The following is a 24,886-nucleotide window of genomic DNA, read 5'->3' on the forward strand; positions in this document are numbered from 1 at the left end:
AGATCAGGAACCGAGTGTATGGCTAAAACTCTTGCCATGTTATGGCAGCATTAACCAGCGTAAGCTGGTTTTTTTGTGCCTGTCATTTTCTTATCAGCACAAGCGAATGTTATTATTCGCTTACTTCGCTTACTTCGCTTACTGATTGATGTAAATATCAAGGCTGCAGGTACCCCAAAAGGTGTCAATTTCTGCGGCTATAGTGGCTTTGCAGCGCTTTGAAATTTCGTATTCGAGTCTTAAGGGAATAAGAAGAGAGAAGGCACCTGAAGTCAATGCTTCAGATGCCTTCATTAATTAGCTGAGTTTGAAACGGTTCATCATCTGTTGTAGTGAGATTGATAGTTGGCTTAACTCACGACAGGCCTGAGATGTTTGTTGTGATCCTTCGGCGACTTCTTGTGATGCCAGATGGATATGCTCAATACTGCGGTTAAGATCCTCAGCAACGGAGTCTTGCTGGTGACATGCCGTGGCAATTTGGCTGCCCATGTTGGAGATATCCGCAATAGAGTGCTCAATATCACTCATTAAATCTTGCGATGCATGTCCTTGCTGGGTGCAGGTGGCAATGCCACTGCGTGATAATTCCGTAGCGTGTTTCGCGTCTTTTGATAGTGATTGTAACTGCTCAATAATCGTTGTAATTTCGCTGGTCGAATCTTGTGTACGGCCAGCCAGTGTACGTACTTCATCGGCAACAACAGCGAAGCCTCGGCCTGATTCGCCGGCACGGGCCGCTTCAATAGCAGCATTGAGTGCCAGTAGGTTGGTTTGATCGGCGATATCGCGGATCACATCCACTACCAGGTTAATTTTGTTGGATTGAGCTTCTAGCTCTGCAACGGTATCGCCTGCTGTGCCGATCACCATCGCAACATCCTGAATGCCTTTGATCATGCTTTGGGTTTCACGTACGCCATGCTGAGTGCGTTGATTTGCTTGTTCAGCTTGATGAGCGGATTCTTCGGTATTGCGTGCTACATCGGCAACCGTCGTTTTCATTTGTGTCATGGCCGTAGCGATATGAGTGATTTGTTGTTGCTGCTCTTCCATCCCTGAAGCTGATAAGTTAGATATCTGGGTCATCTCTTCAACGGCGCTACTCAATTGAGTGACTGCGGCGATCACGCTCTCAATAATTTGGCGAAGGTTGTTTTGCATTTTAGTGGTGGCATCGGCCAGTTTGCCTAGCTCATCATGGCCGATTGCACCACGATTAATATCGTGTGATAAATCGCCCGTAGCAATGGTATTGGCTTGTTCAACAACAAGTTGTAATGGGCCACAAATTAGGCGAGTGAGTCCCCAGGTCATTGTCACCATGACGATAATACCCATGATATTAACAAAGATGGAGGTATGGCCTAAGGTATCAACTGACGTTAAAATCAGCGTTTTGTTAGACTCCATAGCTTTTTTAAGTAATTGAATTAAATTGTTTAATTCGTTATCAACCGCGTTAAATTCTCCAAGCGAGTTGGCCAAAATTGGGTGTGCTTTGCTTTTATTGTTATCTAGCATTGCATCATTAAATGTCGCCATGATACGGGTATAGTTTTCCCATTTTTGCATTAGACGTTGATAAACGGCTTGCTCTTCCCCCGCCCACACGGTGCTTCCGTATGCCGTTAATTTTTGAGTAATTTGATCGCGCATTTGAACATTACTGGCGATTTGTGAGGTGATTTTCTGCTTGTCGGTAAAGGTATAAAGCGCAAACTGAGATCGACGCCAGTGTGATAAATCGTCTCGAATTGAATCGACATTTTCCATCGCAGGGAGTGTATCGTCGGTATAGTTTAATAACTCTGTTTCAATGTTATTTAGCTCAGACGCTAGAAAGAATCCAAAAGTGCTATTGAGAAGGGCAATAATTAAAAAAGTAAAAGAAATCTTTTTTGAAATAGAAAGGTTTTTAATAAACATTATTTGAAATGCCTTAGTTTGATGTTGTGTGTTGCACAGTGAATGTTATAAAAAGTGTGATATCGCTCCACAAAACGCGCGCAACATTTGTAAATTAACATTAATGAGAGTGATTTTCGATACCGAGAGCTTAATTTCTTGAAAAAATTCATTATTTATCAAGAGGTAAGACCAGGTTTGCCTTTCAGATTCGTTTTCATTGGCTAACTCAGAGGCCAATTCATTACTCAGTAACGTTTTTTTTCGGGTGTTAACATCGTAAAAAAGGGCGGGTAGATAATTGAGATGATTGGACAGAAGGGCATTACCCTACGCGAGGTGTCTATGTATAGAAGCACACTAGTCTATAACGCCAAGCGTATGGTGGAAGTATACTCATTAAAAAAGCGTCCCTTGGGACGCCTCTTGTTTACAGAAGTTTTTCGATTAACGTTTCATCTACGTATCTATCGCCCATTTTGGCATGTTGCTTGGCAATACCGACGATTTCAAACCCCTGTTTTGTGTAAGCATCTAGTGCTCTGTCGTTATCGCCTAGCACATAAGCAAATAGTTTACGGTAGCCTTTTTCCTTTGCGATTCGGAATGTGTGTGCGAAAAGCATTTTAGAGACACCTTTCCTACGTGCTGCGCTGTCTACATAAGTTGCGATTACACCGACATGATCAAATGCTTTAGTGTAGTCTGCGAAAGGTTCAACGTTCTGGAATCCAAGGACATTACCATCTTCTATGGCAACAGAGAACACTCCACGATCAGGGAAGTTAGCAATAAACTCTTTTTCTTCTTCTGGAGTGTAGGTTGTATCAAGGATTGTGTATTTACCTTCAGTAATGATCGGGTTCAACACGCTGGTAATACCTTTTGCGTCTTCTAGCGCTACTTGGCGTACTGTGATGGTCATGGATTTTGTACTCGGAGGAACTGTTCAATAATTTGGTTAGTTTTTTCGTGTACTTCCTGTGTACCAAAGTCGCTAAAGTCCATGTGCTTTGATAGCTCAATCATGTGAACCTGACTACCAAAGTGCTCTTGTTCTTCTGGGGAGTATAACACACCAAGTTTTGTGGGATACTCTGGTGAGTTGATGGATAAGACGTGAATACCCGTTGTCCGTGGTAGGGGAACTCGCTTGTGATCTAAGGTGATCAGAGTTGAGATATAGTCTTTGTTCATGTTAGTCAGCCATGTTGAAATATCACCACCATTAGAGTGACCAACTAATACAATATTACTGAAGTCGTAATTGTTCGGGAAATAATCGGGTAATTTTTTTACGACATGATTTATAGTATCTGCACCGCGTTGCCAGTTTTCAATGCGTGTAAGGTATAAATCGCCGACCTTTGATAGTGGTGGATCATTTGGTAGTTCATGGTTTATTGAGATTGTTATGTAACCCATTTCGTTAAATTTATCTGTCAGAAAAGAATAGCGGTCATGAGGTACTTTGTTTCCTGCACTAAATATAGCGACAGGGCAACGTTTTGTTGGTGTGCAAGTCGTGGAAACTGGCTCTGTGATTAAAACAGGAATATCCCTATTACGTTTGTCATCATGTATTTCTAGTGATGCAGAGTTTGCACAAGTTGAGATCAATAGAACGCAACTGCCTGTCAGGAATTTTATATTTTTATTCATTTCTTACCATTTATAATGTTTCACTGATTTTTCAGTGTGATAAAGCTGATGTGTTTGAATCCGCCCAGTGGCAGCTTTCATGAATAGTTAAGGATCTGTATTTTATTCTAGTCGGACAATATTTGAGCCGGAATATACATTAATCTGTTCAAAGGTACAAAAATTGTGAATAGGTTAGGTCTATTTGATGTGGATATTTTCATATTTCAAGCTGTATATGCCTAGATTTTGATTGTGAAATTAAAAATAAACAAATCTCTTATATATAAATATCATTTCGATATCAGTAGAGTAATAAACTAACGTATGTAATCTAATTGTCGTTGTAATAAAACTTATGAACTCATCTAAATGATTAAAAATAATAAATATGCACATAATGTCGATAAGTTTGTATATGCTGAAATTATCCTTATCCATTTTGACCCTTTTTGAAAATTGAGGAAGTGATGCTCTAGCGAGCAAAGGTCATGCGTAAGCATGGGCTTAACGCAGAAGATGGTAAGTGATAAACCTGCATCTTAATCCCGAACTACAGATGTCATTGGTGGATGAAATTGGTGATACATCAGTATCTACTAAGGTATTGATATACTTATATACAGAGTTGACAGTCAGTCTAGTTTCAGCCGCAATTACTCATAGATAGTTCAGTCTGCATCATGCATGGCTTGTTATGTTGCAGGGTCGTATAGAATTTACTTGGATGATGACATTAAGTAGCCAGCTATGGCATTGATTATTCGTGAAATTGTATATTGCAGAATCCTTCCTAAGAATGCTTATATTGTCAGGTGGTCAATAATACACTGCATTAAGCCCAGTGTACGATATATGGTAGCGTATCAAGAATACGATTTGTCCTACATTATGTATGATATGTATACTTGGCAGGTTGTATAGCCTACGGTCTACTACGATTCATAAACCAATAAACAAAGCGGGGCATTAAATGTGGGGTTTATCCTGAGGTGAGCCGCATAGCAATGCCAACCATTGAGAAAAGATTAATATTTAAAACTACCAGACCATTCCAATTTCTACTTTCTATCCTTTGCCTAGCTGCTGTGACAGCGATTGGGGTACTAACCCACAACTACACAGTGACGGCAGGGTATGGGTTCGGAGTGGCAAGCTGGCTAACCATCATCATGATTTGGGTAACATTGACCGGGGTGGTGATGATGAATAAGCCGTTACACAGTTACCTTGATCGCACATTGTCTCCGGCATACGCGATTTTCTTGCCTGGTCTCGTTATATACACTTTAACTCACGCAGCGAGTTATATGCTCACAGCGTAAAGTTTAAATCCTATGTTGGCTCACTTCGGTGAGCCTTTTTTATCTAAGAGAGTCAATTAGTCTGCACTCTTTTAATGATAAGTTTTGGATATTGCAACCCCGAGGGATCTCGGTTTGACGTCTAGGGTGTGCCTTTATCATGATGATTGATGCGCTGAATCTGAAAAGCCTCGGTAGAAGTACCGAGGCTTTTGCGTTTCTTTGGTTTGAGATTAGAGAAGAATGATTTGGTTAGCTTCACATTCCTCAATCATCTTATCGGGCCAGATCGAGGATTGTACTTCACCAATATGTGCTTTGTGCAGGAAGAACATACAGATGCGTGATTGGCCGATACCGCCACCAATGGTGTAAGGCAGTTTTTTATCTAGTACCATGCTATGGAATGGGAGCGTGGCGCGATCTTCGCAGCCGGAAATGGCCAACTGCTCAGTCAGGCTATCCTCACATACACGGATCCCCATAGAGGACAACTCCAACGCACTGTTGAGGACCGGGTTCCAGAATAGCAAGTCGCCGTTTAGGTTCCAGTCATCGTAGTCGGGTGCTCGGCCATCATGCCGCTCGCCATGAGATAGGGCATGACCGATATTCTGGATAAAGACGGCACCATGCTCTTTGCATATGGCGTTCTCACGTTCTTTGGCAGTGAGTTCCGGGTATTTATCAAGTAGCTCTTGAGAGGTGATAAACGTTACCGTGGCAGGCAGGCGTTTTTGTAGTACCGGGTATTCTTGATAGATGTAGTTTTCGGTTTTTAGGAAAGCATTGTAGATTTTCTCGACAGTGGTACGCAGGTATTGTTCATTACGTAGGGATTTGTCGAGGACTTTTTCCCAGTCCCACTGGTCAACATAAATAGAGTGAATATTGTCTAACTCTTCATCGCGACGAATGGCGTTCATATCTGTATATAGCCCTTCGTCATTCTGGAAGCCATAGCGGCCTAGTGCCATGCGTTTCCATTTAGCCAGTGAGTGTACGACTTCTACATTGGCGCCGTTGTCGTCAAGCAAGTCAAAGCTAACAGGGCGTTCGGTACCGTTAAGGTTATCATTGAGGCCAGTTTCAGGTTTGACGAATAGCGGTGCTGATACGCGGGTAAGGTACAATTCATAAGCCAATGCGTTTTCGAAATAATCTTTCAGCTTTTTGATGGCAACTTCTGTATCGCGGAGTCCCAGTAGAGGTTGGTAGTTATCTGGTACTTGCAGTTTCATGAAACATCCTTTTATTCTGATTTATCAAAAGCTTTAGTAGACACCTTACGCCAGCAAAACAGGAGCGTCTACGATTTTTGACACTTTGGTTACCTTTCCTTGCATTGGTTTTAGCAAAAAGTACAGTAGGTCGTTGTGGATCATAGTGCGTGTATATTCATATAAAATGCTGGGTGTCGAGTAAGCGAATAGTGCTCAGGGTGGGCTTTCTGCTTTTGATTTAATCATCTGATTCGCGAAAGTAAAATTTCTTATTGACTCGTTTGCTCAATCAAGTAGAGTACGCCTCGTTCTCGGCACTAACCTTGTTGTGTGACGAGACGCAGTGATGGCGCGTTGGCAGAGTGGCTATGCAGCGGATTGCAAATCCGTGTACCTCGGTTCGACTCCGGGACGCGCCTCCATATTCGATGGGGTTGGGAAACCAGCCATGCAGAGTGATTCTGCATAATCCATCAGACAATTTGGCGCGTTGGCAGAGTGGCTATGCAGCGGATTGCAAATCCGTGTACCTCGGTTCGACTCCGGGACGCGCCTCCATATTCGATGGGGTTGGGAAGCCAGCCGTGCAGAGTGATTCTGCATTGTCCATCAAACAATTTGGCGCGTTGGCAGAGTGGCTATGCAGCGGATTGCAAATCCGTGTACCTCGGTTCGACTCCGGGACGCGCCTCCATATTAGATGGGGTTGGGAAGCCAGCCATGCAGAGTGATTCTGCATCATCCATCAAACAATTTGGCGCGTTGGCAGAGTGGCTATGCAGCGGATTGCAAATCCGTGTACCTCGGTTCGACTCCGGGACGCGCCTCCATATTACATTGAGCCCCAGCAGAAATGCTGGGGCTTTTTCGTATGTTTTTTATCGCTTCTGGCTATATCGACTTTCATTCAGAGAGTGTCTGTTTTTTTGTTGACGATTTGTGTCATGTCATGCCGTTTTTATATTCATTTGTATGATTAAAATTTTATTCATAACGGCTGGAGGATTGAAATAATCCATTCATGCTATTTAATAGAAATAATACTTGGCTACACATCTACGATGTGTTACTTTTCGCGCAATCTCAGGGGGAAGTTGTACTGAGACATACGGTATGTGGAGTATTCGGGCTGATTGCATCCATGTACTAGGTAGGTATTAGCCATGCTAGTGGTTAGTAGACGGGCACTAATAGCGTCAGTTGCTAGGAAGTAAAGCGACGGCATATTGAGGAATCCCAACTGTGAATGTTATATCCTTATCAAACCCAATCAGCTTTGTCTTACCCAACTGCAGTATTATTACTGAGCCATGATCTTCTGATCACAAGACTTTGTTTCCTTCGTATTTGGTTGTTGCGTCCCAGTTTATAAGAGCCTTTCTCGCGCACCTGTACGTGGGTTTGTCACGTCGATTGCTTTTAGAAGCCTTCGATAAGTTATTGTTAATACATCATAATTGATGTGGCTTAGCACTTTATGATATCTCACTATTGGTTGTTGTCAGTCTCGGTGAAGATATCAAAGTGCATGTGATGAGATGAAAATCATGAGTAATGTGTTTGACCTTGACGAGCTAAAACTCGCCTCAAATGTACCTGTGGTACAAGGTGTATATGATCTGACACCGGACGAGCTACTGCTGAGTCAAGAGCATTATGAATCAGAAGTGCGTTCATACCCGCGTCGTTTGCCACTTGCTATTGCCAAAGCCTCTGGTGTTTTGGTTGAAGATAGCCGTGGTCAGCTATTCCTAGACTGTCTTGCTGGTGCCGGTACGTTGGCTCTGGGTTACAACCACCCAGAAATCAACCAGGCTATCGTAGAGCAGCTAAATGCTGGTGTTCCTTACCAGACATTGGATATTACTACGCCGACCAAAGATAAGTTCATCAAAGAAGTGATGAGCTTCCTACCTGAGTCATTTGCCAAAAATGCCCGTATCCAGTTCTGTGGCCCTTCTGGTGCCGATGCTGTTGAAGCTGCGATTAAGCTGGCTAAGCAGACAACTGGCCGTAATACCATGGCAGCCTTCCACGGTGCTTACCACGGTATGACTAACGGTACGATGGCGATGATGGGTAACTTGAACACCAAAGCGCGCCGTATCGGCCTGATGGCGGATGTTCACTTCCTTCCATTCCCATACAGCCTACGCTGCCCGTTTGGCATGCACGGTGATGAAGGTGCCAAGCAGACTCTTCGTTACATCGAGCGCATGCTGAACGATGACGAGAGTGGCGTGCAGAAGCCAGCTGCGATCATTGTTGAGCCTGTACAAGGCGAAGGCGGTGTGATCCCAGCTCCTGCTTTCTGGTTGCGTGAACTACGCCGTATCACCAAAGAGCATGGCATCCTGCTGATCTTTGATGAAATCCAGTGTGGTATTGGTAAGACTGGCTTCAACTTTGCGTTTGAAGAATCAGGCATCAACCCAGATATTCTGTGTCTATCTAAAGCAGTAGGCGGTGGTTTGCCGATGTCTATTCTGATCTTCGATAAGGAGATCGATACATGGCGTCCGGGCGAGCACACAGGTACGTTCCGTGGTAACCAGCTAGCGATGGCAACGGGTGCCAAGGCACTTGAAATTATCCGTCGTGACAACCTGGTTGAACACGCGCGCAATGCGGGTCAGTACCTGCGTGAAGGCCTAGAGCGTATCGCTCAGCAGACTGACTGTATCGCAGAAGTTCGCGGTAAAGGCCTAATGCTAGGTCTTGAGATCTGTAACCCAGATGGTTCTCGCAACAAGTTTGGTGAGCCTGAGGCTGATCCGAAACTGGCTCTTGCTATTCAGCGTGCAGCGCTTGAGCGTGGTCTGATCATCGAGAAGGGCGGCCGTCAGGGCTCTGTTCTGCGTTTCTTGCCACCATTGATCATCTCTTACGAGCAGCTTGATTTTGCTATTGATGCGCTAACTAAGGCGATCATGGCAACGGCTGGTCCAGCGAAAGCAAAAGAGACAGCGAGCGATGCGGCAGAATGGCGCAATCACTTTATCCACACGGGTAAAGGCGGTGCGGATAAGTTCGAAGCGGCTCTGAACCAGACAACTCAGGTTCTGAAGAAAGTTTTCGAAAACACTGAAACACCATACTCTGGTATGGATCCACAGCTGCTTAAGTCTTTGATCAACGCGATTGATCTGGACAACCAGCAACTGCCTCTGGACTTGGTTATCGAGCAAACTGGTGAGCTAATCGCCAAGAACTCAATCATGGTTCAGCACCCACACTGTATTGCTCACCTGCATACGCCGCCGCTATTGCCGGCAGTTGCTGCAGAAGCATTCATTGCTGCCCTGAACCAGTCTATGGATTCATGGGACCAATCAAGTGCGGGTACGTTTGTTGAGCAGAAAGTGATCGACTGGTTGTGTGGTGTGTACCAGTACGGCGATAACGCTGACGGTATTTTCACTAGCGGTGGTACTCAATCTAACCTGATGGGTCTACTACTTGCTCGTGATCGTGCAGCAGACAAGATCTCTGGTCATAACATCCAGAAACAAGGTCTGCCAGAATACGCGGCTAAGCTACGTATCCTATGTTCGAAGAAATCACACTTCACCGTACAGAAGTCAGCATCACTGATGGGCTTGGGTGAAAGTGCAGTTGTGACTGTTGATACTAACCCGAACGGTACCATCAAGTTGGCAGCGTTGGCTGAGACTATCGAATCGCTGAAGCAAGAAGGCTTGTTGCCATTTGCAATGGTCGGTACCGCAGGTACGACTGACCACGGTGCCATTGATGATCTGAATGGCATGGCCGAGCTTGCCCAGCAGCACGACATCTGGCTACACGTTGACGGTGCTTACGGCGGTGCGTTGATTCTGAGCCGTCACAAGACGCGTCTGGAAGGTGTTGAGAAAGCGGATTCAATCAGTGTTGACTTCCACAAGCTATTCTTCCAGCCAATCAGCTGTGGTGCTGTTCTGATCAAGGACAAGGCAAACTTTAAGTACCTGCTGCACCATGCTGATTACCTGAACCGTGAAGATGATTTGCTACCAAACTTGGTAGACAAGTCAATCGCAACCACTAAGCGTTTTGATGCGTTGAAAGTGTGGATGACTATGCAGAGCGTAGGTCCGCAGGCGCTGGGTGCGATGTACGATCATCTTCTGAACCAGACTCAGCAAGTTGCTGATATGGTGAATCAGTCGGCTGATTTCGAGCTGTTGGCTGATCCTGCGCTGTCTACCGTGTTGTTGCGTTACGTTGGCAACAATGATGCGGCAATGCACGATCGCATTAACAAGCAGCTACGTATCGACGCGCTGGTTGAAGGTAAGGCAGTACTGGGTGAAACCGTGGTGGATGGCAAGGTTGCTCTGAAGTTCACGATTTTGAACCCATGTCTGACTCAGGCAGATTTCGAATCGCTACTTAATGCAATTCGCCAAGTTGCAGCTCAGGCTGAGCAAAAAGTTGGCAACTAAGTAAACCGAAATGATACAGCCTGCACGGGGCAGGCTGTATCTCTTACTCACTTTTAAAATGGATGGTGAAAAGAAGAAATGGCAATTCTACAGATTGGTGCAGGTGGTGTTGGTTGGGTTGTAGCGCATAAAGCAGCTCAAAATAATGATGTACTTGGCGATATCACTATTGCATCGCGTACTGTTGGTAAATGTGACAAGATTATCGACTCTATCAAAGGAAAGAATAACCTGAAGGATCCGTCTAAGAAACTGCAGTCCCGTGCAGTGAATGCAGACGATGTCGATGCACTGGTTGCCCTGATCAAGGACGTGCAGCCTGATCTTGTTATCAATGCTGGCCCACCTTGGGTGAATATGCCAATCATGGAAGCCTGTTATCAGGCCAAAGTTTCCTACCTTGATACATCCGTAGCCGTGGACCTTTGTTCAGAAGGCCAGCAAGTACCTGAAGCGTACGACTGGCAGTGGGGTTACCGCGAAAAATTTAAAGAAGCTGGCATCACAGGTATTCTGGGTGCGGGTTTCGATCCTGGCGTTGTGAGTGTGTTCGCAGCTTATGCCGTGAAGCACCTGTTTGATGAAATCGACACCATCGATGTTATGGATGTTAATGCCGGCGATCACGGCAAAAAGTTTGCTACAAACTTCGATCCTGAAACCAATATGCTGGAAATTCAGGGCGACTCTTTCTACTGGGAAAACGGTGAGTGGAAACAAGTACCGTGTCACTCGCGTATGCTTGAGTTCGATTTCCCACTTGTCGGCAAGCAGAAAGTTTACTCAATGGCACACGATGAAGTGCGCTCGATGAAAGAGTACATTCCTGCCAAACGCATCGAATTCTGGATGGGCTTCGGTGACCGTTACCTCAATTACTTCAATTGTATGCGTGATATCGGCTTGTTAAGTCCAGAACCATTGACACTGCATGATGGTACGGTAGTACAGCCGTTGCATGTGCTTAAGGCACTGTTGCCAGACCCGACATCTCTGGCTCCGGGCTATACAGGTAATACTTGTATCGGTACGTGGGTACAAGGTACCAAAGACGGCAAAGCACGCAGTGTATTTATTTATAACATCGCTGATCACGAAGTGGCTTACGAAGACGTGGAGCACCAAGCGATCTCTTACACAACCGGTGTTCCGGCGATTACCGCTGCGCTTCAGTTCTTCCGTGGCAAGTGGGCAGATGCCGGCGTGTTCAATATGGAGCAGCTGGATCCGGATCCATTCCTAGAAACCATGCCGTCAATTGGCCTTGGCTGGGAAGTACAAGAGCTGGAAGTCGGTCAGCCTGACATTAAAATTTTGAAATAACCTAGGCTGCCTGATGATTGTCGTTATATAGAGATACGGCAATTGAAGCCAAGTTGATAGGCAAGAAGGGAGCAACAGCTCCCTTCTTATCTATAGGATCAGATTTGTTTGCGGTAAAAGACAATGACATTCAAAAAAGAAGAATTGAAAACGCCATATTTCATGATCAACGAAGACAAGTTGATTGCTAATCTGGAAAAAGCCAAGCAGCTAAAAGAGCTTTCTGGCGTGAAGTTGGTATTGGCCCTGAAATGTTTCTCGACATGGGGTGTGTTTGACATCATCAAGCCATACCTAGACGGTACCACCAGTAGTGGCCCGTTCGAGGTGAAACTGGGCTACGAGACATTCGGTGGCGAGACACATGCATACAGCGTAGGTTACAGTGAAGACGACGTACGCGAAGTAGCTGATATTTGTGACAAGATGATTTTCAACTCGCAGACTCAGCTGGCGGCATACCGTCACATTGTTGAAGGCAAAGATGTGTCTTTGGGTTTGCGCCTGAACCCAGGTATTAGCTACGCGGGGCAAGATTTGGCTAACCCTGCTCGCCAGTATTCGCGTCTTGGTGTGCAGGCTGACCATATCAACCCAGAGGTTTTCGATACTCTTGACGGCGTGATGTTCCACATGAACTGTGAGAACAAAGATGTTGATGCATTTATCGGTCTTCTAGATGGTATCTCGGCTCAGTTTGGCGAATACCTCGACAAACTGGATTGGGTGAGCATGGGGGCGGGGTATTCTTTACCTGGCCAAACTACGATATTGAAAAGCTGGCCAAAGCACTGAAAGCGTTTTCTGAAAAGCATGGGGTACAAATGTACCTTGAGCCTGGTGAAGCGATTATCACCAAAACAACTGATTTGGTTGTGACAGTTGTCGATATCGTAGAGAACGTGAAGAAAACAGCAATCGTAGATTCGGCGACAGAAGCACACCGTCTTGATACCCTGATCTATAACGAGCCAGCTTCTATTCTCGAAGCATCAGAGAATGGCACCAATGAATATATTATCGGCTCTTGCTCTTGCCTAGCAGGTGATCAGTTCTGTGTTGCTAATTTTGATCAGCCACTGGAAATTGGTCAGCGCCTCCATATCTTGGACAGTGCCGGCTATACCATGGTGAAGCTGAACTGGTTCAACGGTTTGAAGATGCCATCCGTGTATTGTGAACGTAGCAATGGTGAAATCCAAAAACTCAATGAGTTTGGCTATGAAGATTTCAAGCGTTCACTGTCTCAGTGGTCGGTAAAGTAATGCCGAGCTAATGCCATTGGCGAGCCAGTACAAGTGAATGAAAGAGGACCTATTGGTCCTCTTTTTTGTTATCTGTCACATCTTGAGCTTTTGTTCATGGGCAGAGGTCTGTAGGCTTGAGATTATGCTATTTGATGCGCACTCGTGTATTACCTAAGCCAACAAGGAGAACGATATGGATATCGCTATCATAATAATTGCGATTATTTTTGGTTATGAAGTGATCAGGCGGTTATTGTCACATCGAGAAGCCATGCACGCACTTGAGATGAAGAAGGTTGCCTCGGAAAAAGCCAGTAATAAACACCAAGAGCTGCAGCAGGAGATTTCGTCGCTTCAAGAGCGCGTTGCGGTGCTGGAGAAAATTGTTGTCGATAAGTCCTATCAGGTTAAGAAGGAAATTGAATCGCTCTATGATTGAGTAAGGTAGTCGTGTTTCGGGGATTGTAATTGCCGGGTTTGAAATTCATATTGCGTAGCCAAAACAGGACACCTTGAACGATGGTAGGATGCCGTCCAAGGTGCCGTGAACCTAGTTCTGTTTGCTTTTCTGTCGCTTAATCGGTTGATCACCAATCGTCGTTTTGCCTGGGCAAATACGTTTTACCGGGCAATTCGGGCAACCCCATATTGCAGCATAGGGGCATAGGGCACTTTCATTATTCTTTTTCTTCATAGGCATCTCGCTTCCAGTTAGACCTAATCACCATTGGTGTTGCCACTTTCTGGTGATTAGGGGTTAGGCTCGTGAAGATAGAGCTCCTACTTATATACTGAGTTCAGCAACAAGTAGTTTACGTGTTATTTTTTCCTCTAAGTTCTGTGGCTCGTTCAGCCCGACTCGTTTTAGTAGGGTATTGATGCGATCATCCGGCTTAGGTGCGGAGAGTGCCTTCGCGATGGTCTTGCACTTACCAAGCGGTGTTGCGGTTTTGGCTTTTAGAGCTTTTAGTGCCTTGCCGAGTTGGAGTTCCTGATCGGTAAAACTACAGCCGAACGGGAATGGCCCGAAGAATCCCTCATTCGTGTATTTTTTATAGAATGCCTGAATTGCTTCAGGCGTATTGTTGGTGAACTCTTTCGGGATCTGGTAATCCTTGGCGACTTTACCTGCGGCTTTTGCTTGTTCCAGTAACTGTTTCTGGAAGCGTGAGTCGGCAATTTTGATCAATTCGGTATAGACAACGTGATCCGGTTTGCCGCGAAGGTTGGCGATACCGTATTCAGTGACCACGATATCCCGCAATTGACGTGGGATAGTATTGTGACCGTAGTTAAACAAAATATTAGAGATCAGCTTGCCCTTTCTGAAAGTACAGCTGCGAACTTTCATAATAGAGCGGGAATCCCACATTTGGTGAGATTGGGCAACGAAGTTGTATTGCCCGCCAACTCCGCTGACAACTTGACCGTTTTCCAGGGCATCGGAGATGACAGATCCATCAAGGGTTACCATCATCCCTGAGTTAACAAAGCGGGCGTGTTTGCGCTGGGCTTGCTTGATCTGCTGATTGCCGAGCATATGATCGTAGAGATCGTTCACGTAGTTCACGCTGGTCATACAGAACTTGCTGTGGTCATCCTCGTTGAAGTCACGCAGCGCCTGATAAAAATCTTGAGGGCCGATGAAGAATGCACCATGCATCACGACGCCACCGCTCAGGCGATTGCCAAGGGCATGCTTGCTAATCCATTCCAGTGCTTCGGTGTTTTGCAGATCTGCCGCGCAGCTCTCTTCTTGGACATGAAGTGAGCCCTCAATCAGTTCTACCTCCTTGTTGAAGATACCGAAACGCTTGAGGTAACGGACATCAGCAGAGGTGAGCTGAGCGTGAATGGCTCCTGCTTCAAATAGCATGAGGACTGTGCTGATATCGACATCCACCCCAATTTTTTCTTGGTTGATCAGGTTTTGAATCGTGAGATCCTCGAAAACCTCACGTTTTAAGATTCCAGCCTTGTAGAGGTGGACAAATCCATCAACCATGAGCTCGCTGCAGCCATAGAGCCCCGTTTCGAATGTGCCGCTTCCGCCGACTTCACGGCAAATCGGGAATTTTTCATAGACATTCAACTCAGAGAGCATTTTGTTGTATATGCGGTTGTTTTGCTGTCTGACAAGTGTGCTGTAAGTCAGGGCGCTGCTCAACGAGCCAATCCCAACCTGCAATGTCCCGCCGTCTTTGAGCAGGCAGCTTGAGTAGAGACCAATCATATGGTCTTCGGCAGAGATACTGGCATGGGGGGCTGCGAACAGATTGTAGTCTTTGTGGTCAGGCTCGCTGTTGCCGTCGAGAATAAAGTCGAACTGGTTATCTGCCACTTCAGCGTGGTTGTACATAAACGGCATGTTGGTATTAACCTCGCCGACAACCGCAATGCCTTTGCCCATCGCCTTGAGCTTGTCCATCTCTGGGATCATATCAAGGGCCAGATCAGAGTTGCTGCTTAGGCTGTAGGTTGTGATCCCATCTTCAGTGCGCTTGGCGACCAATTGAGCAATGACGTTGACGCCCTTGTCCAGCAAGTCGCGCATCGCATGGGTGTAGTTGGTGCTGGTGTAGTTTAGCTGTTGCGGCGAGTTGATATGGCTGCCCGCCTTGAAGAAGAACTCGCTGATTGTCACATTGTCCGGCACAGTGTTGCTACGCAGACCCAGAGCATATTCTGCGTCAGGGACACCGGCAAATTCACGCTCCACGAAGGGTTCAAGGAAGTTCTTCTCGATCCGACTTTTGCCAACCGGCTTTTCAAGGGTTATACCGGTTTCGATACGTAGCGTAATGCTCGGATCTTTCTTGGCACGCAAGTACAACGCATTAACCAAATTGATTGGTTTGCCTATTGCGAGAGGTAGCCCGAGAATGATTTCCTTACCCACGGTTGCAATGATGTGATCGACGAGCGCATCGGCTTTGCTGATCACCTTTGCGGGTGGCTTGGTCGGTGTATCGGTGGTAACAGCAGTAAACGTAGGGTTAGAGGATTCAGAATCCAGACGTTCTATGACTGACATGGCGCATTCCTTGTTCGGGTTATTATTCAATAGTGTTCTTATAGTTGTTATCTTTCCATTGTTGTCCCCGAACTTAGAGCCTTCACTCTATTTTGAGCAGTTTTATAACCTGAAAGCATTTTTATATCAGTTTGGTGAACTTAGTCACAGCCCAGAGGCGAGGGGTCAATTTGTGGTGAAACGGTTGAGAAAAAGGGGTCTTTGGTTGTGTGAACTTGTTAGCAATTCCCTTCCGGAATTAGAAAGAGCTCTCTAATTCTAATTGGTACGTTAATAGTAGTAATAGCAAGACTCTCGTGAAGGGGAATAAAAATGATCAATCCAATGAAGATGCTAGGTAGTGTGAAGTCCGTCACTAGGATTGGGCAAGAGTCAGTCAAAACCACCATCTATGCGGGTCTGGGAGCATATAAGATGGGCTTGGAGCAGGTTGGTATGGCTCAACATCTGGCCCAAAGTCGGTTTAACGGCTTGGTGAAAAAAGGGGAAGAGGCCGAATCGGAGCTCTTGGAACGGGTTAATGATACCCGCGAGATGCTTGCCGATCAGGTTGAAACAGGGATTAACCGTGCGTTGAAGACGTCTTGCGGGCTGGATCGCGAGCGTCTTACTCATCTTGAAGCGAAACTGGATCGTATGCAGGCCGTCATTAATGGCATGACGGATAAATAATTATCGGAAGTACACAGGTGGGTCAAAGGCTAGAAATCCGATGGCCGTGGTGATTTTCTGCCAGCCCACCTGACATGGATAGACATAAGGACTGGATATGCCAAGTTTGTCTCTGCTGGACTTTAGCTTTATAGCTTTTGAGACGGCCAAAACCCCAATGCATGTGACCGGGTTGGTGACCCTTGAGCCGCCTGAATCACATGCAGCCAATTATGCGCAGGATTTATACTCTGCTTTCTTGCAACAACCTGATGTTGTGCCGCCGTTTAACTGGAAATTGCAGTGGTCTTTGACCGGCAAGCCGAGTTGGCAGACGGTGAGAAATGTCAATCTTGAGGATCATCTTCGAATCACCATGCTACCGGCACCGGGTGATCAGCGGCAGCTCCAGCAGTTGGTGGGACGCCTGCACAGTCAGGTTCTTGACCGCAGCCGACCGATGTGGGAAGTGTGGGTTGTCGGAGGGTTGGAAGGCAACCGTGTTGCCCTGATACTCAAAATTCACCATTCAATGGCTGATGGCGTGAGGGCAAGTAACCTGTTTACTCAGAGCTGTGCCGCTGAGGTAGAGAATTCCTTTGCCAAGCCAATTTGGCAGTGTGATCTGCGCAAGAGCTCCAGACAGCAGCGTGAGGAGAAGCACCTTACGGATATGGTGTTGAAAACGGCAATGACGGCCAGCAAGCAGCTCTCTTTGTTGCCATCGATGTTTCGCTTAGGCAGCAAGCTGGCTTTGAAAGCACTGAATATTGCCGATTGTGATTTGAAAGTCCCTTTTACTGCGCCGAAAACCCCGTTCAATCTTAGTCCACAGCGTTCGCGGGGAGTGAGCCTAGGGCAATTCTCCATGTCTCAGTTGAAGCATGTCAGTCGGATCACCGGCTCTTCAATGAATGATGTGCTGTATACCATTTGTGATGTCGCGTTGAACCGCTACCTTAACGACAGGGCGATTCCATTGCGCAAACCGTTGGTTGCAATGATGCCGATAAATTTGCGTGACAAGAGCGATTTGGACGCGAAGGGCAACAAAATGTCGATAGGCCATGTTGAGCTTGGTCGGGCCAATATGCTGCCACTCGAACGTTTGGCATCCATTAAGCGAGCGACGGTTGACCTCAAACGAGAGGCTCTCAACATATCTCCTGATGCCTATGTGAACTATTCCTTGCTGGTAAACGGGGTGTCGCTGATCAGTGGTAAATTTGGCTTGAACAGTTTTATTCCGCCTGCCAGTAACCTGCTTATCTCCAATGTGCCGGGCACGCGTGAAGAGCTCTATTTCATGGGGGCCAAGGTGCATGAGCAGTATCCTGTCTCTTTGTTGATGCCGGGGCAGACGCTGAACATTACTTTCTTTAGTAATGCGGGTGTTATGTACTTCTCGTTGGTTGGGTGTCGTCAGTCTCTGCCGGGATTTGAGGTGATTGCTGATTATATGTGTGAGGCATTTGCCGATATTGAGCAGCAGGTCATGGACGAGGCAGCGATGGCGGTCGCCGAGCAATTGGAGCAATCTAATGAGGAAGGACGATCCGTGCAGTTGGCGGTAGAGGCTGCGCAGAAGTCACTGACGCCTGAGGATGAGGAGTTTGAGGCTCTGTATTTGGAAAAGCAGCGCAAAGTCGAAGAGCTGGAAAAACAGCTAGAGAAGCTGATGGATATGATGTCGGCAACCGTGGAGGTTGATCCGCAGCAGCCAGCAAAGAATCAAGACCATTTGGCTGACGACGAGGAATTGCCAAAACAGATTTCTCGCTAAACTCGAGCAGTAGATTATCAGCTTGCGATTAAAGAGGGCCCGAATTTGTGATTAGAATTCGGGCTTTTTGCTATTTGAGGCCAACAAAGCCGATTCCGCTGGATTTGTGGGTGAGGAGCAAAATGAGAAAGGCCACCGGTTTGGGTGGCCTTTTGTGATCTGTAAATGGCGTTTGGAATTACGCGTAGACAGCCTGCAGTTCACTGACTTTGTCGATGTATTGCTGCATGGCTGATGCGCTGTCCAGGCCTTTTAGTTTTTCCCACGCATCGTACTTTGCCGCGCCTTTAAAATCGAACATTCCTGGGCGCTTGCCGTGTACGTCACCTTCTGTGGCTTGTTTGAACAAAGAATAGAGGGCCAGCAGTTCGTCGTTTGATGGACGTTTGGTGAGTTGTTTAACATCTGCTTGTGCCTGTTCAAAACATGCTTGTAAATCTGCCATGATATGTTCCTTTATTTCCGTTATGTACTACTAATGCAAATACTCAATTGAGAAAGCAATAAATAATGGGATAAAAGCGAAAGATAAGTAAAAATGCTTTATTCCTTTTTCCTATAGCTAATTTACACTGGTCGGCTTAGTTGTCTTTACTCTTATGCAAGAAATTTAATATAGATCACTATTTATTTTTCAATTGCAGTGGAAGCCAAAATAAATAAAGTTCGATGGGGTTAAAATACACTAATATTATTTAGTGTTATTTAATTAAAGACTGGAAATCTTGGCTGGCATTAAATATATGGATTAAGGGGATAGCATGTATGATTTCATTATTGTAGGAGCAGGATCGGCCGGTTGTGTTCTTGCTAATCGGTTGTCTGATGATCCAGCAGTAAAAGTCTGCTTACTTGAAGCGGGTCCGCGAGATTCCAGTCCCATTGTACATGTCCCTCTGGGGCTGATTGGTATGATGCATTCAAAGACTATGAATTGGCGCTATTATACCGAGCCAGAACCAGGACTGGATGACCGACGACTTTTCTGGCCAAGAGGCAAGACGTTGGGTGGGAGCTCTTCATCCAATGCTATGTGTTATATCCGAGGTCACGCGAGCGATTATGACGAGTGGGAGTCGTTGGGCAATCTAGGTTGGGGCTATCAAGATGTCTTGCCGTATTTTCGTAAGTCAGAGGCGCAGGAGCGTGGGGCGGATACCTACCATGGTACGGAAGGCTTTTTGAGTGTCTCTGACTTGCGTATTCGTAACCCGTTATCTGAGGCTTTTATAAAAGCGGGCAAGCAAGCGGGTCATCATTACAGCATTGATTTTAATGGGGAAAGTCAAGATGGTGTTGGCTTCTATCAAGTTACTCAGCGCAACGGGCAGCGTTGTAGCAGTGCGGTAGCGTATTTGCGACCTGCAGAATCTCGCCCGAACCTGACAGTGATAACAGGGGCTTTGACAACTCGTATTCTGATGGATGGCGATAGAGCTGTTGGCGTTGAATACCGTGAACAAGGCGAAGTTAAGAGCGTTAAGGCGAGTAGAGAAGTTTTGTTAGCTGGTGGGGCAATAAATAGCCCGCAGCTTTTGATGTTGTCGGGAATCGGTGATCAGGAAGAGCTGATAAAATTGGGTATAGAGGTTAAACATCATCTGCCAGGGGTGGGGAAAAACCTTCAGGATCATCTCGATGTCTTGGCCGTGACCCGTGAGCGTACTTTCCATTCGGTGGGATTCTCCCCCGTGGCTATGTTGCGAGCCCTTAAGGGGGTAGTCGATTACCTTTTGTTTAAAAAGGGAAATTTCACCACAAATGTAGCCGAGGCGGGGGGCTTTGCCAGAACCGATCCTGAGCTTGATAAGCCTGATGTGCAATTTCATTTCTCTCCTTGTTTTTTGGATAACCACGGGCTGAATTTGTGGCAGACGGTTCGCCACGGTTACTCTTTGCACGCCTGTAATTTGCGGCCGAAGAGCCGAGGTCATCTGACGTTGAGAAGTACAGACCCTAACGATCCTCCCGTTATTGCCGCCAATTATTTGCAGCATCCGGACGATATTGAGGTGATGCTCAAAGCCATAAAGTTATCGCGTAACATACTTAAACAGCCTGCATTTGACCGATACCGAGGTGACGAGGTCTACCCGGGAAAAGAGGTGCAAAGTGATGAGGAACTGCGGGCATTTATCCGCCGTAAGGCTGAGTCTATTTATCATCCCGTTGGTACTTGTAAAATGGGAACTGACGGTATGGCTGTGGTGGATGCGTCGTTAAAGGTATATGGGGTTAAAGGATTGCGTGTTGTTGATGCATCAATTATGCCGACGCTTGTTGGGGGTAATACTAATGCGCCGACAATTATGATCGGAGAAAAAGCGGCAGATATGATTCTAGAAGATATGCAAGGAATAAAGCATCAGGCGAGTGATGAGCATTATGCGGCCTAGCTGTATTAAAGCGGGAAAGTTCCCGCTTTAAATTTAAATAAATTGGAATGCTTATTCTAATTATTTTATATATAATCGAATCGAGGTTATTTAAATTGAAATTGACAAGGTGATAAATCGTTATATTTTATTTGTTCTGCATTTTGTTTTTTTATTTTAGATCCATATTGAGGTTGCATTATGATCACCAAGAATTCTATTAGTCATACATTTCGACACCTCAAAGATGAAATTTCTATTTTTTTGCAAGAGAACTCAATTCATGCAAAAGAACATGTTTTGACCATGCTTGATCAAAACTTGCCGCCTTCTCAAAAAGAGTCGCTGATCGCGATGTTGAACGGTATGGTTGGTGATGTGCTGCTTAAGCGCAATAGCCGATTGGCTTCCCCCATGGTATTTACCGATTTGCATCAAGTATTGAGTTATGACACTGCTGAGCTTGAGCGGCAGTTGCCTGTGCATACTTCTAGAATTGTGCTTTGTATTCATGGATGGTGCATGGCAGACAAAGGCTGGATCAAAAAGGGGCCGGATCATGGTCAGCAGTTTGTGAATGCGGGTTACACACCCATTTACTTGCGCTACAACACGGGCAATCATATTTCTCTTAATGGTGAGGAATTGGCGTTTAGGTTAGAGAAACTATTGAAGGCTTGGCCGGTTGAGGTCAAAGAGCTGGTGATTATAGGCCATAGTATGGGTGGTTTGGTGACTCGCAGTGCCTGCTTTTATGCGGCAGAACATCAGCTTGACTGGCTTGGAATGTTACGTACTTTTGTTACCTTAGGTACGCCACACAATGGAGCTCCACTGGCAAGGCTGGCATGTTGGATTGACGAACAAATTACGGTGACGCCTCAATTGCGTTTTTTACAGAAATTGGGAGAAATCCGCAGTAATGGCAGCAAAGATCTGAGCCACGGCTTTATTCGTCACCAAAGCTGGATGGAAGAAGATACCCGGCGGCTGCTAACCGATGGCCCGAATATTTATGTACGCCCAGCCTTACCCAAGCATACCCAGTGTTACGCAGTGGCTTCTTGTTTGGGCAAAAATACCAGTGATGAAAACAATAGGCGGCTAGGTGATGGTTTAGTACCAGTAGGCAGTGCATTGGGCTTGGCTGAGAAGTCAACGATGGCTTTGGGATATAAGCCTGAAAATCAGTGGCTTGTCGGCGGTATTAGCCATCTTAATCTTTTGTATCACCCTGTGGTGCAAGCAAAAGTAAAAGGTTGGGTGTTACAAAATACGGATTAGTTTTGCCCATACAATATAGTCAGTGATCCCGCATGCCTGTCTCGACAGGATGCGGGATTTTTATATCTGCTCTATCATATATTCGATAAATCATATATATTGATTCTATGATCTTAATGTCACTAATGCCGGATGTAATGATGAAGCGAATTCTTTTTCTCTGTACTGGCAACTCAGCCCGATCACAGTTGGCAGAAGCGATGATGCGTCATATGGCGGGGGAGAGCTACGAGGTATTCAGTGCCGGCACTAAGCCAGAATCCGTTGATCCTCGGGTTTATGAGGTGTTGGCAGAACGCGGCATTGCTGCGGATAATTTGCAAAGTTTGTCAGCGCTTGATCTTCAGGATCAGCATTTCGACACAGTGATCACATTGTGCGACAAGGCCAGCAATGAATGTGCCTTGTTTGCTGATTCTGACGCATTGTTGCATTGGGATTTTAAAGATCCTAAGCCTCAGGTTGGTGTTGCGCCGTTTCGTGAGGTTTGCGATGGGTTGCAACAACGTATTGCCCTTTTTTTGATGCTTAACGGGGAAGAGCAGACCTGCGTAATGGGGCCGGTAGAGTTATTCAAGATCATGAGCGATCCTCTTCGCTTGCGGATCTTGATGTTGATCGAAGACGAAAAAGCGCTCACCGTCGGGGACTTGGTCTCTGTACTTGAGATGAGCCAGCCTAAAGTCTCACGCCATTTGGCACTCTTGCGTGATGGGGGGGTACTGGATACTCAGCGTGAGGGGCAGTGGATTTTTTACCATTTCAGCGATGCTTTGCCGTTATGGGTTAAGCATACCTTGGCCACGGTCAGAAATGGCAACCCCGGTATGATCAATCAGGAAAAACTAAAATTAAGCCGATTGAGTGAGCGTAAGAAGCCGGGTTTTTTACAGGTACATACTGAATAAGCAGATGGGGGTTAGTCTCTCATCTACAATCACAAAAGGTAAAATTATGTCAAACACACATCCATTTTGGACTCTGCCGATGACTGATAGCGGAAAGCTGTTGCTTACCCCTTGTCCGGGAAGCAAGGAGGTTTCGTTGGTTGACTCACTGGCTCAGTTAAAGGCGGAAGGAGCCACAGCCGTTTTTACGGCTCTTGAAGCTGATGATTTGCCGGAAGGCGGGTTGGATGCTCTTGCTGATCAGTGCCGAGAATTAGGGCTGCGTTGGTACCATTTGCCGATAGAGGATGATTGTGCACCAGGATTGCCATTTGATGCCAACTGGGCGGAAGCGAACAAAGCGGCTCAGGCGATGCTTGATAACGGTGATGGATTGGTGATCCACTGCATGGGGGGCTCTGGCCGCACCGGTCTGATTGCCGCGCGCATTATGTTGGCTCGAGGTTATGAGTTGGCACCTACGATTGAGCAAATTCAAGCTTTGCGGCCTGGGGCATTTACACGTCAGGCGCATATTGATTATATCCAAGCCTACAAATAACCAAACCATTTCTCGTTGATTAAAACCCTGCATCGGCAGGGTTTTTTTATATCTTCAGTTTTGTTTTTGCTGCCTATAACCCGTTGTTAGAGAGGGTATAGGATCAATTATTGAACTACTTTCCTAAAAAAGATCTGGCATCTTCTCGGTTAGCTGCTAGTATATTTGAAAAATCATATATACGTTTATCCATATATAAAAGTGAGTGATTATGACACTGAAAATCGGTATTAACGGGTTTGGTCGAATTGGTCGTTTGGCGCTGCGGGCTGCTTTTGACTGGCAGGATGTTGAATTTGTCCAGATTAACGATGTTGCGGGAGATGCCCATACGCTGGCGCACTTGCTTGAGTTTGATTCGGTACAAGGGCGTTGGCACCATGCCGTTACATCGCAAGGCGATACGATGACAATTGACGGCAAGTCGATCCGTTGCACGCAAGAGCGCGATATCGATGCCGTTGATTGGTCACAGTGTGATGTGGTTCTTGAAGCAACGGGAGTTCATCGCCAGACTGTGTTTTTGAACAAGTATCTTGCGCAGGGGGTTAAGCGCGTGGTTGTTTCGGCTCCCGTCAAGGAAGAAGGGGTATTGAACGTTGTCGTTGGCGTCAACGATCACCTATTTGATGCACAGCAGCACAAGATTGTCACCGCTGCATCCTGTACGACAAACTGTATTGCACCGGTCGTAAAGGTTATCCAAGAGAAATTCGGTATTGAGCAGGCATCGTTCACGACCATTCACGATTTAACCAATACCCAGACAATTTTGGATGCGCCGCACAAGGATCTTCGTCGGGCACGCGCTTGTGGTATGAGTCTGATCCCGACCACGACAGGTTCGGCAAAGGCAATTATTGAAATTTTCCCTGAACTTGAAGGCAAGATTAACGGCCATGCGGTACGTGTTCCTCTTGCTAATGCCTCGCTGACTGACATTATTTTTGATGTGAGCCGTGATGTAACGGCAGAGGAAATCAATGCGGCGTTGCAGGAAGCGGCCGAGGGTGAGTTAACAGGGATTCTGGGCTACGAAGATCGTCCGTTGGTTTCCATTGATTATAAAGGCGATCAGCGTTCGACTGTGGTTGATGCGCTGTCTACCATGGTTGTTAATAACCGCATGGTCAAGGTGTACGCGTGGTATGACAATGAAATGGGCTATGCCACCCGTACCGCCGAGTTGATCCGCAAGGTCGGGTTGGTGTAAGAGGTA

At 46.1% G+C, this 24,886-nt stretch carries 16 protein-coding genes, 4 tRNA genes and 1 pseudogene; 15 read left to right on the plus strand and 6 right to left on the minus strand.

Going from position 1 to position 24,886, the window contains the following annotated elements; translation table 11 throughout:
* Positions 1 to 297: 297 nt before the first annotated feature.
* From ACSF8X_RS08215 to asnA, 4 genes are all read right to left on the minus strand, one after another.
* A complete protein-coding gene (locus ACSF8X_RS08215) occupies positions 298 to 1,929 on the minus strand; it encodes a methyl-accepting chemotaxis protein (protein WP_500849624.1) in 1,632 nt (543 codons plus the stop codon).
* Positions 1,930 to 2,338: 409 nt separating this feature from the next.
* Positions 2,339 to 2,833 carry a GNAT family N-acetyltransferase gene (locus ACSF8X_RS08220; protein ID WP_500849625.1) on the minus strand — a complete coding sequence of 165 codons (495 nt, stop codon included), beginning with the start codon at positions 2,831 to 2,833 and terminating at the stop codon, positions 2,339 to 2,341.
* On the minus strand, positions 2,830 to 3,570 hold the full coding sequence (locus tag ACSF8X_RS08225) for an alpha/beta hydrolase (protein WP_500849626.1): 741 nt from the start codon (positions 3,568 to 3,570) through the stop codon (positions 2,830 to 2,832). The genes ACSF8X_RS08220 and ACSF8X_RS08225 overlap by 4 nt, the downstream gene beginning before the upstream one ends.
* Before the next feature lie 1,516 nt (positions 3,571 to 5,086).
* Positions 5,087 to 6,094, minus strand: a complete 1,008-nt coding sequence (asnA, locus tag ACSF8X_RS08230; RefSeq protein ID WP_047879517.1) for an aspartate--ammonia ligase — start codon at positions 6,092 to 6,094, stop codon at positions 5,087 to 5,089.
* Between the two features lie 330 nt (positions 6,095 to 6,424).
* On the opposite strand from asnA, the gene ACSF8X_RS08235 reads away from it, so the two are divergent.
* The 8 genes and pseudogenes from ACSF8X_RS08235 (at position 6,425) to ACSF8X_RS08270 (ending at position 13,530) form a co-directional block, all read left to right on the plus strand.
* Positions 6,425 to 6,498: transfer RNA gene (locus ACSF8X_RS08235), tRNA-Cys, on the plus strand.
* A 62-nt stretch (positions 6,499 to 6,560) separates the two neighbouring features.
* Positions 6,561 to 6,634, plus strand: a tRNA-Cys gene (locus ACSF8X_RS08240).
* A 62-nt stretch (positions 6,635 to 6,696) separates the two neighbouring features.
* A tRNA-Cys gene (locus ACSF8X_RS08245) sits at positions 6,697 to 6,770 on the plus strand.
* A gap of 62 nt (positions 6,771 to 6,832) precedes the next feature.
* Positions 6,833 to 6,906: transfer RNA gene (locus ACSF8X_RS08250), tRNA-Cys, on the plus strand.
* A 717-nt stretch (positions 6,907 to 7,623) separates the two neighbouring features.
* Positions 7,624 to 10,521, plus strand: coding sequence for a pyridoxal phosphate-dependent class III aminotransferase (locus ACSF8X_RS08255; RefSeq protein ID WP_157037782.1), 2,898 nt, complete (start codon positions 7,624 to 7,626; stop codon positions 10,519 to 10,521).
* A 78-nt stretch (positions 10,522 to 10,599) separates the two neighbouring features.
* On the plus strand, positions 10,600 to 11,844 hold the full coding sequence (locus tag ACSF8X_RS08260; protein WP_500849627.1) for a carboxynorspermidine synthase: 1,245 nt from the start codon (positions 10,600 to 10,602) through the stop codon (positions 11,842 to 11,844).
* Positions 11,845 to 11,967: 123 nt separating this feature from the next.
* Positions 11,968 to 13,109: pseudogene (gene nspC, locus ACSF8X_RS08265) on the plus strand (carboxynorspermidine decarboxylase).
* Between the two features lie 175 nt (positions 13,110 to 13,284).
* The gene (locus ACSF8X_RS08270) at positions 13,285 to 13,530 is read left to right on the plus strand and encodes a nitrite reductase (protein ID WP_500849628.1); all 246 of its coding nucleotides are present in this window, start codon (positions 13,285 to 13,287) and stop codon (positions 13,528 to 13,530) included.
* Between the two features lie 345 nt (positions 13,531 to 13,875).
* On the opposite strand, the gene ACSF8X_RS08275 is transcribed toward ACSF8X_RS08270, so the two are convergent.
* Positions 13,876 to 16,125 (minus strand): acetyl-CoA hydrolase/transferase C-terminal domain-containing protein, encoded by a 2,250-nt coding sequence (locus ACSF8X_RS08275; RefSeq protein WP_047877886.1) that lies wholly within the window; start codon positions 16,123 to 16,125, stop codon positions 13,876 to 13,878.
* 312 nt (positions 16,126 to 16,437) lie between these two features.
* Between ACSF8X_RS08275 and ACSF8X_RS08280 the strand changes: the two genes are divergently transcribed.
* A complete protein-coding gene (locus tag ACSF8X_RS08280; RefSeq protein ID WP_047877888.1) occupies positions 16,438 to 16,797 on the plus strand; it encodes a phasin-related domain-containing protein in 360 nt (119 codons plus the stop codon).
* A gap of 97 nt (positions 16,798 to 16,894) precedes the next feature.
* Positions 16,895 to 18,559 (plus strand): wax ester/triacylglycerol synthase family O-acyltransferase, encoded by a 1,665-nt coding sequence (locus ACSF8X_RS08285; RefSeq protein WP_047877889.1) that lies wholly within the window; start codon positions 16,895 to 16,897, stop codon positions 18,557 to 18,559.
* Between the two features lie 178 nt (positions 18,560 to 18,737).
* On the opposite strand, the gene ACSF8X_RS08290 is transcribed toward ACSF8X_RS08285, so the two are convergent.
* The gene (locus ACSF8X_RS08290; protein ID WP_047877890.1) at positions 18,738 to 19,004 is read right to left on the minus strand and encodes an acyl-CoA-binding protein; all 267 of its coding nucleotides are present in this window, start codon (positions 19,002 to 19,004) and stop codon (positions 18,738 to 18,740) included.
* A gap of 316 nt (positions 19,005 to 19,320) precedes the next feature.
* Between ACSF8X_RS08290 and ACSF8X_RS08295 the strand changes: the two genes are divergently transcribed.
* The 5 genes from ACSF8X_RS08295 (at position 19,321) to ACSF8X_RS08315 (ending at position 24,880) form a co-directional block, all read left to right on the plus strand.
* Positions 19,321 to 20,955 carry a GMC family oxidoreductase gene (locus tag ACSF8X_RS08295; RefSeq protein ID WP_500849629.1) on the plus strand — a complete coding sequence of 545 codons (1,635 nt, stop codon included), beginning with the start codon at positions 19,321 to 19,323 and terminating at the stop codon, positions 20,953 to 20,955.
* A gap of 180 nt (positions 20,956 to 21,135) precedes the next feature.
* A complete protein-coding gene (locus ACSF8X_RS08300) occupies positions 21,136 to 22,218 on the plus strand; it encodes a PGAP1-like alpha/beta domain-containing protein (protein ID WP_500849630.1) in 1,083 nt (360 codons plus the stop codon).
* Positions 22,219 to 22,355: 137 nt separating this feature from the next.
* The gene (locus ACSF8X_RS08305; protein WP_047878141.1) at positions 22,356 to 23,126 is read left to right on the plus strand and encodes a metalloregulator ArsR/SmtB family transcription factor; all 771 of its coding nucleotides are present in this window, start codon (positions 22,356 to 22,358) and stop codon (positions 23,124 to 23,126) included.
* Positions 23,127 to 23,172: 46 nt separating this feature from the next.
* Positions 23,173 to 23,667 carry a phosphatase domain-containing putative toxin gene (locus ACSF8X_RS08310; protein WP_500849631.1) on the plus strand — a complete coding sequence of 165 codons (495 nt, stop codon included), beginning with the start codon at positions 23,173 to 23,175 and terminating at the stop codon, positions 23,665 to 23,667.
* Between the two features lie 211 nt (positions 23,668 to 23,878).
* Positions 23,879 to 24,880, plus strand: coding sequence for an ArsJ-associated glyceraldehyde-3-phosphate dehydrogenase (locus tag ACSF8X_RS08315; RefSeq protein WP_500849632.1), 1,002 nt, complete (start codon positions 23,879 to 23,881; stop codon positions 24,878 to 24,880).
* Positions 24,881 to 24,886 lie beyond the last annotated feature (6 nt).

This window comes from Photobacterium panuliri, from assembly GCF_059920555.1.

Excerpts from the sequence above, each read along its gene's own strand:
- ACSF8X_RS08215 (WP_500849624.1), bottom strand. The coding sequence starts at position 1,929 with ATGTTTATTAAAAACCTTTCTATTTCAAAAAAGATTTCTTTTACTTTT.
- ACSF8X_RS08220 (WP_500849625.1), bottom strand. The coding sequence starts at position 2,833 with ATGACCATCACAGTACGCCAAGTAGCGCTAGAAGACGCAAAAGGTATT.
- ACSF8X_RS08225 (WP_500849626.1), bottom strand. The coding sequence starts at position 3,570 with ATGAATAAAAATATAAAATTCCTGACAGGCAGTTGCGTTCTATTGATC.
- asnA (WP_047879517.1), bottom strand. The coding sequence starts at position 6,094 with ATGAAACTGCAAGTACCAGATAACTACCAACCTCTACTGGGACTCCGC.
- ACSF8X_RS08255 (WP_157037782.1), top strand. The coding sequence starts at position 7,624 with ATGAGTAATGTGTTTGACCTTGACGAGCTAAAACTCGCCTCAAATGTA.
- ACSF8X_RS08260 (WP_500849627.1), top strand. The coding sequence starts at position 10,600 with ATGGCAATTCTACAGATTGGTGCAGGTGGTGTTGGTTGGGTTGTAGCG.
- ACSF8X_RS08270 (WP_500849628.1), top strand. The coding sequence starts at position 13,285 with ATGGATATCGCTATCATAATAATTGCGATTATTTTTGGTTATGAAGTG.
- ACSF8X_RS08275 (WP_047877886.1), bottom strand. The coding sequence starts at position 16,125 with ATGTCAGTCATAGAACGTCTGGATTCTGAATCCTCTAACCCTACGTTT.
- ACSF8X_RS08280 (WP_047877888.1), top strand. The coding sequence starts at position 16,438 with ATGATCAATCCAATGAAGATGCTAGGTAGTGTGAAGTCCGTCACTAGG.
- ACSF8X_RS08285 (WP_047877889.1), top strand. The coding sequence starts at position 16,895 with ATGCCAAGTTTGTCTCTGCTGGACTTTAGCTTTATAGCTTTTGAGACG.
- ACSF8X_RS08290 (WP_047877890.1), bottom strand. The coding sequence starts at position 19,004 with ATGGCAGATTTACAAGCATGTTTTGAACAGGCACAAGCAGATGTTAAA.
- ACSF8X_RS08295 (WP_500849629.1), top strand. The coding sequence starts at position 19,321 with ATGTATGATTTCATTATTGTAGGAGCAGGATCGGCCGGTTGTGTTCTT.
- ACSF8X_RS08300 (WP_500849630.1), top strand. The coding sequence starts at position 21,136 with ATGATCACCAAGAATTCTATTAGTCATACATTTCGACACCTCAAAGAT.
- ACSF8X_RS08305 (WP_047878141.1), top strand. The coding sequence starts at position 22,356 with ATGATGAAGCGAATTCTTTTTCTCTGTACTGGCAACTCAGCCCGATCA.
- ACSF8X_RS08310 (WP_500849631.1), top strand. The coding sequence starts at position 23,173 with ATGTCAAACACACATCCATTTTGGACTCTGCCGATGACTGATAGCGGA.
- ACSF8X_RS08315 (WP_500849632.1), top strand. The coding sequence starts at position 23,879 with ATGACACTGAAAATCGGTATTAACGGGTTTGGTCGAATTGGTCGTTTG.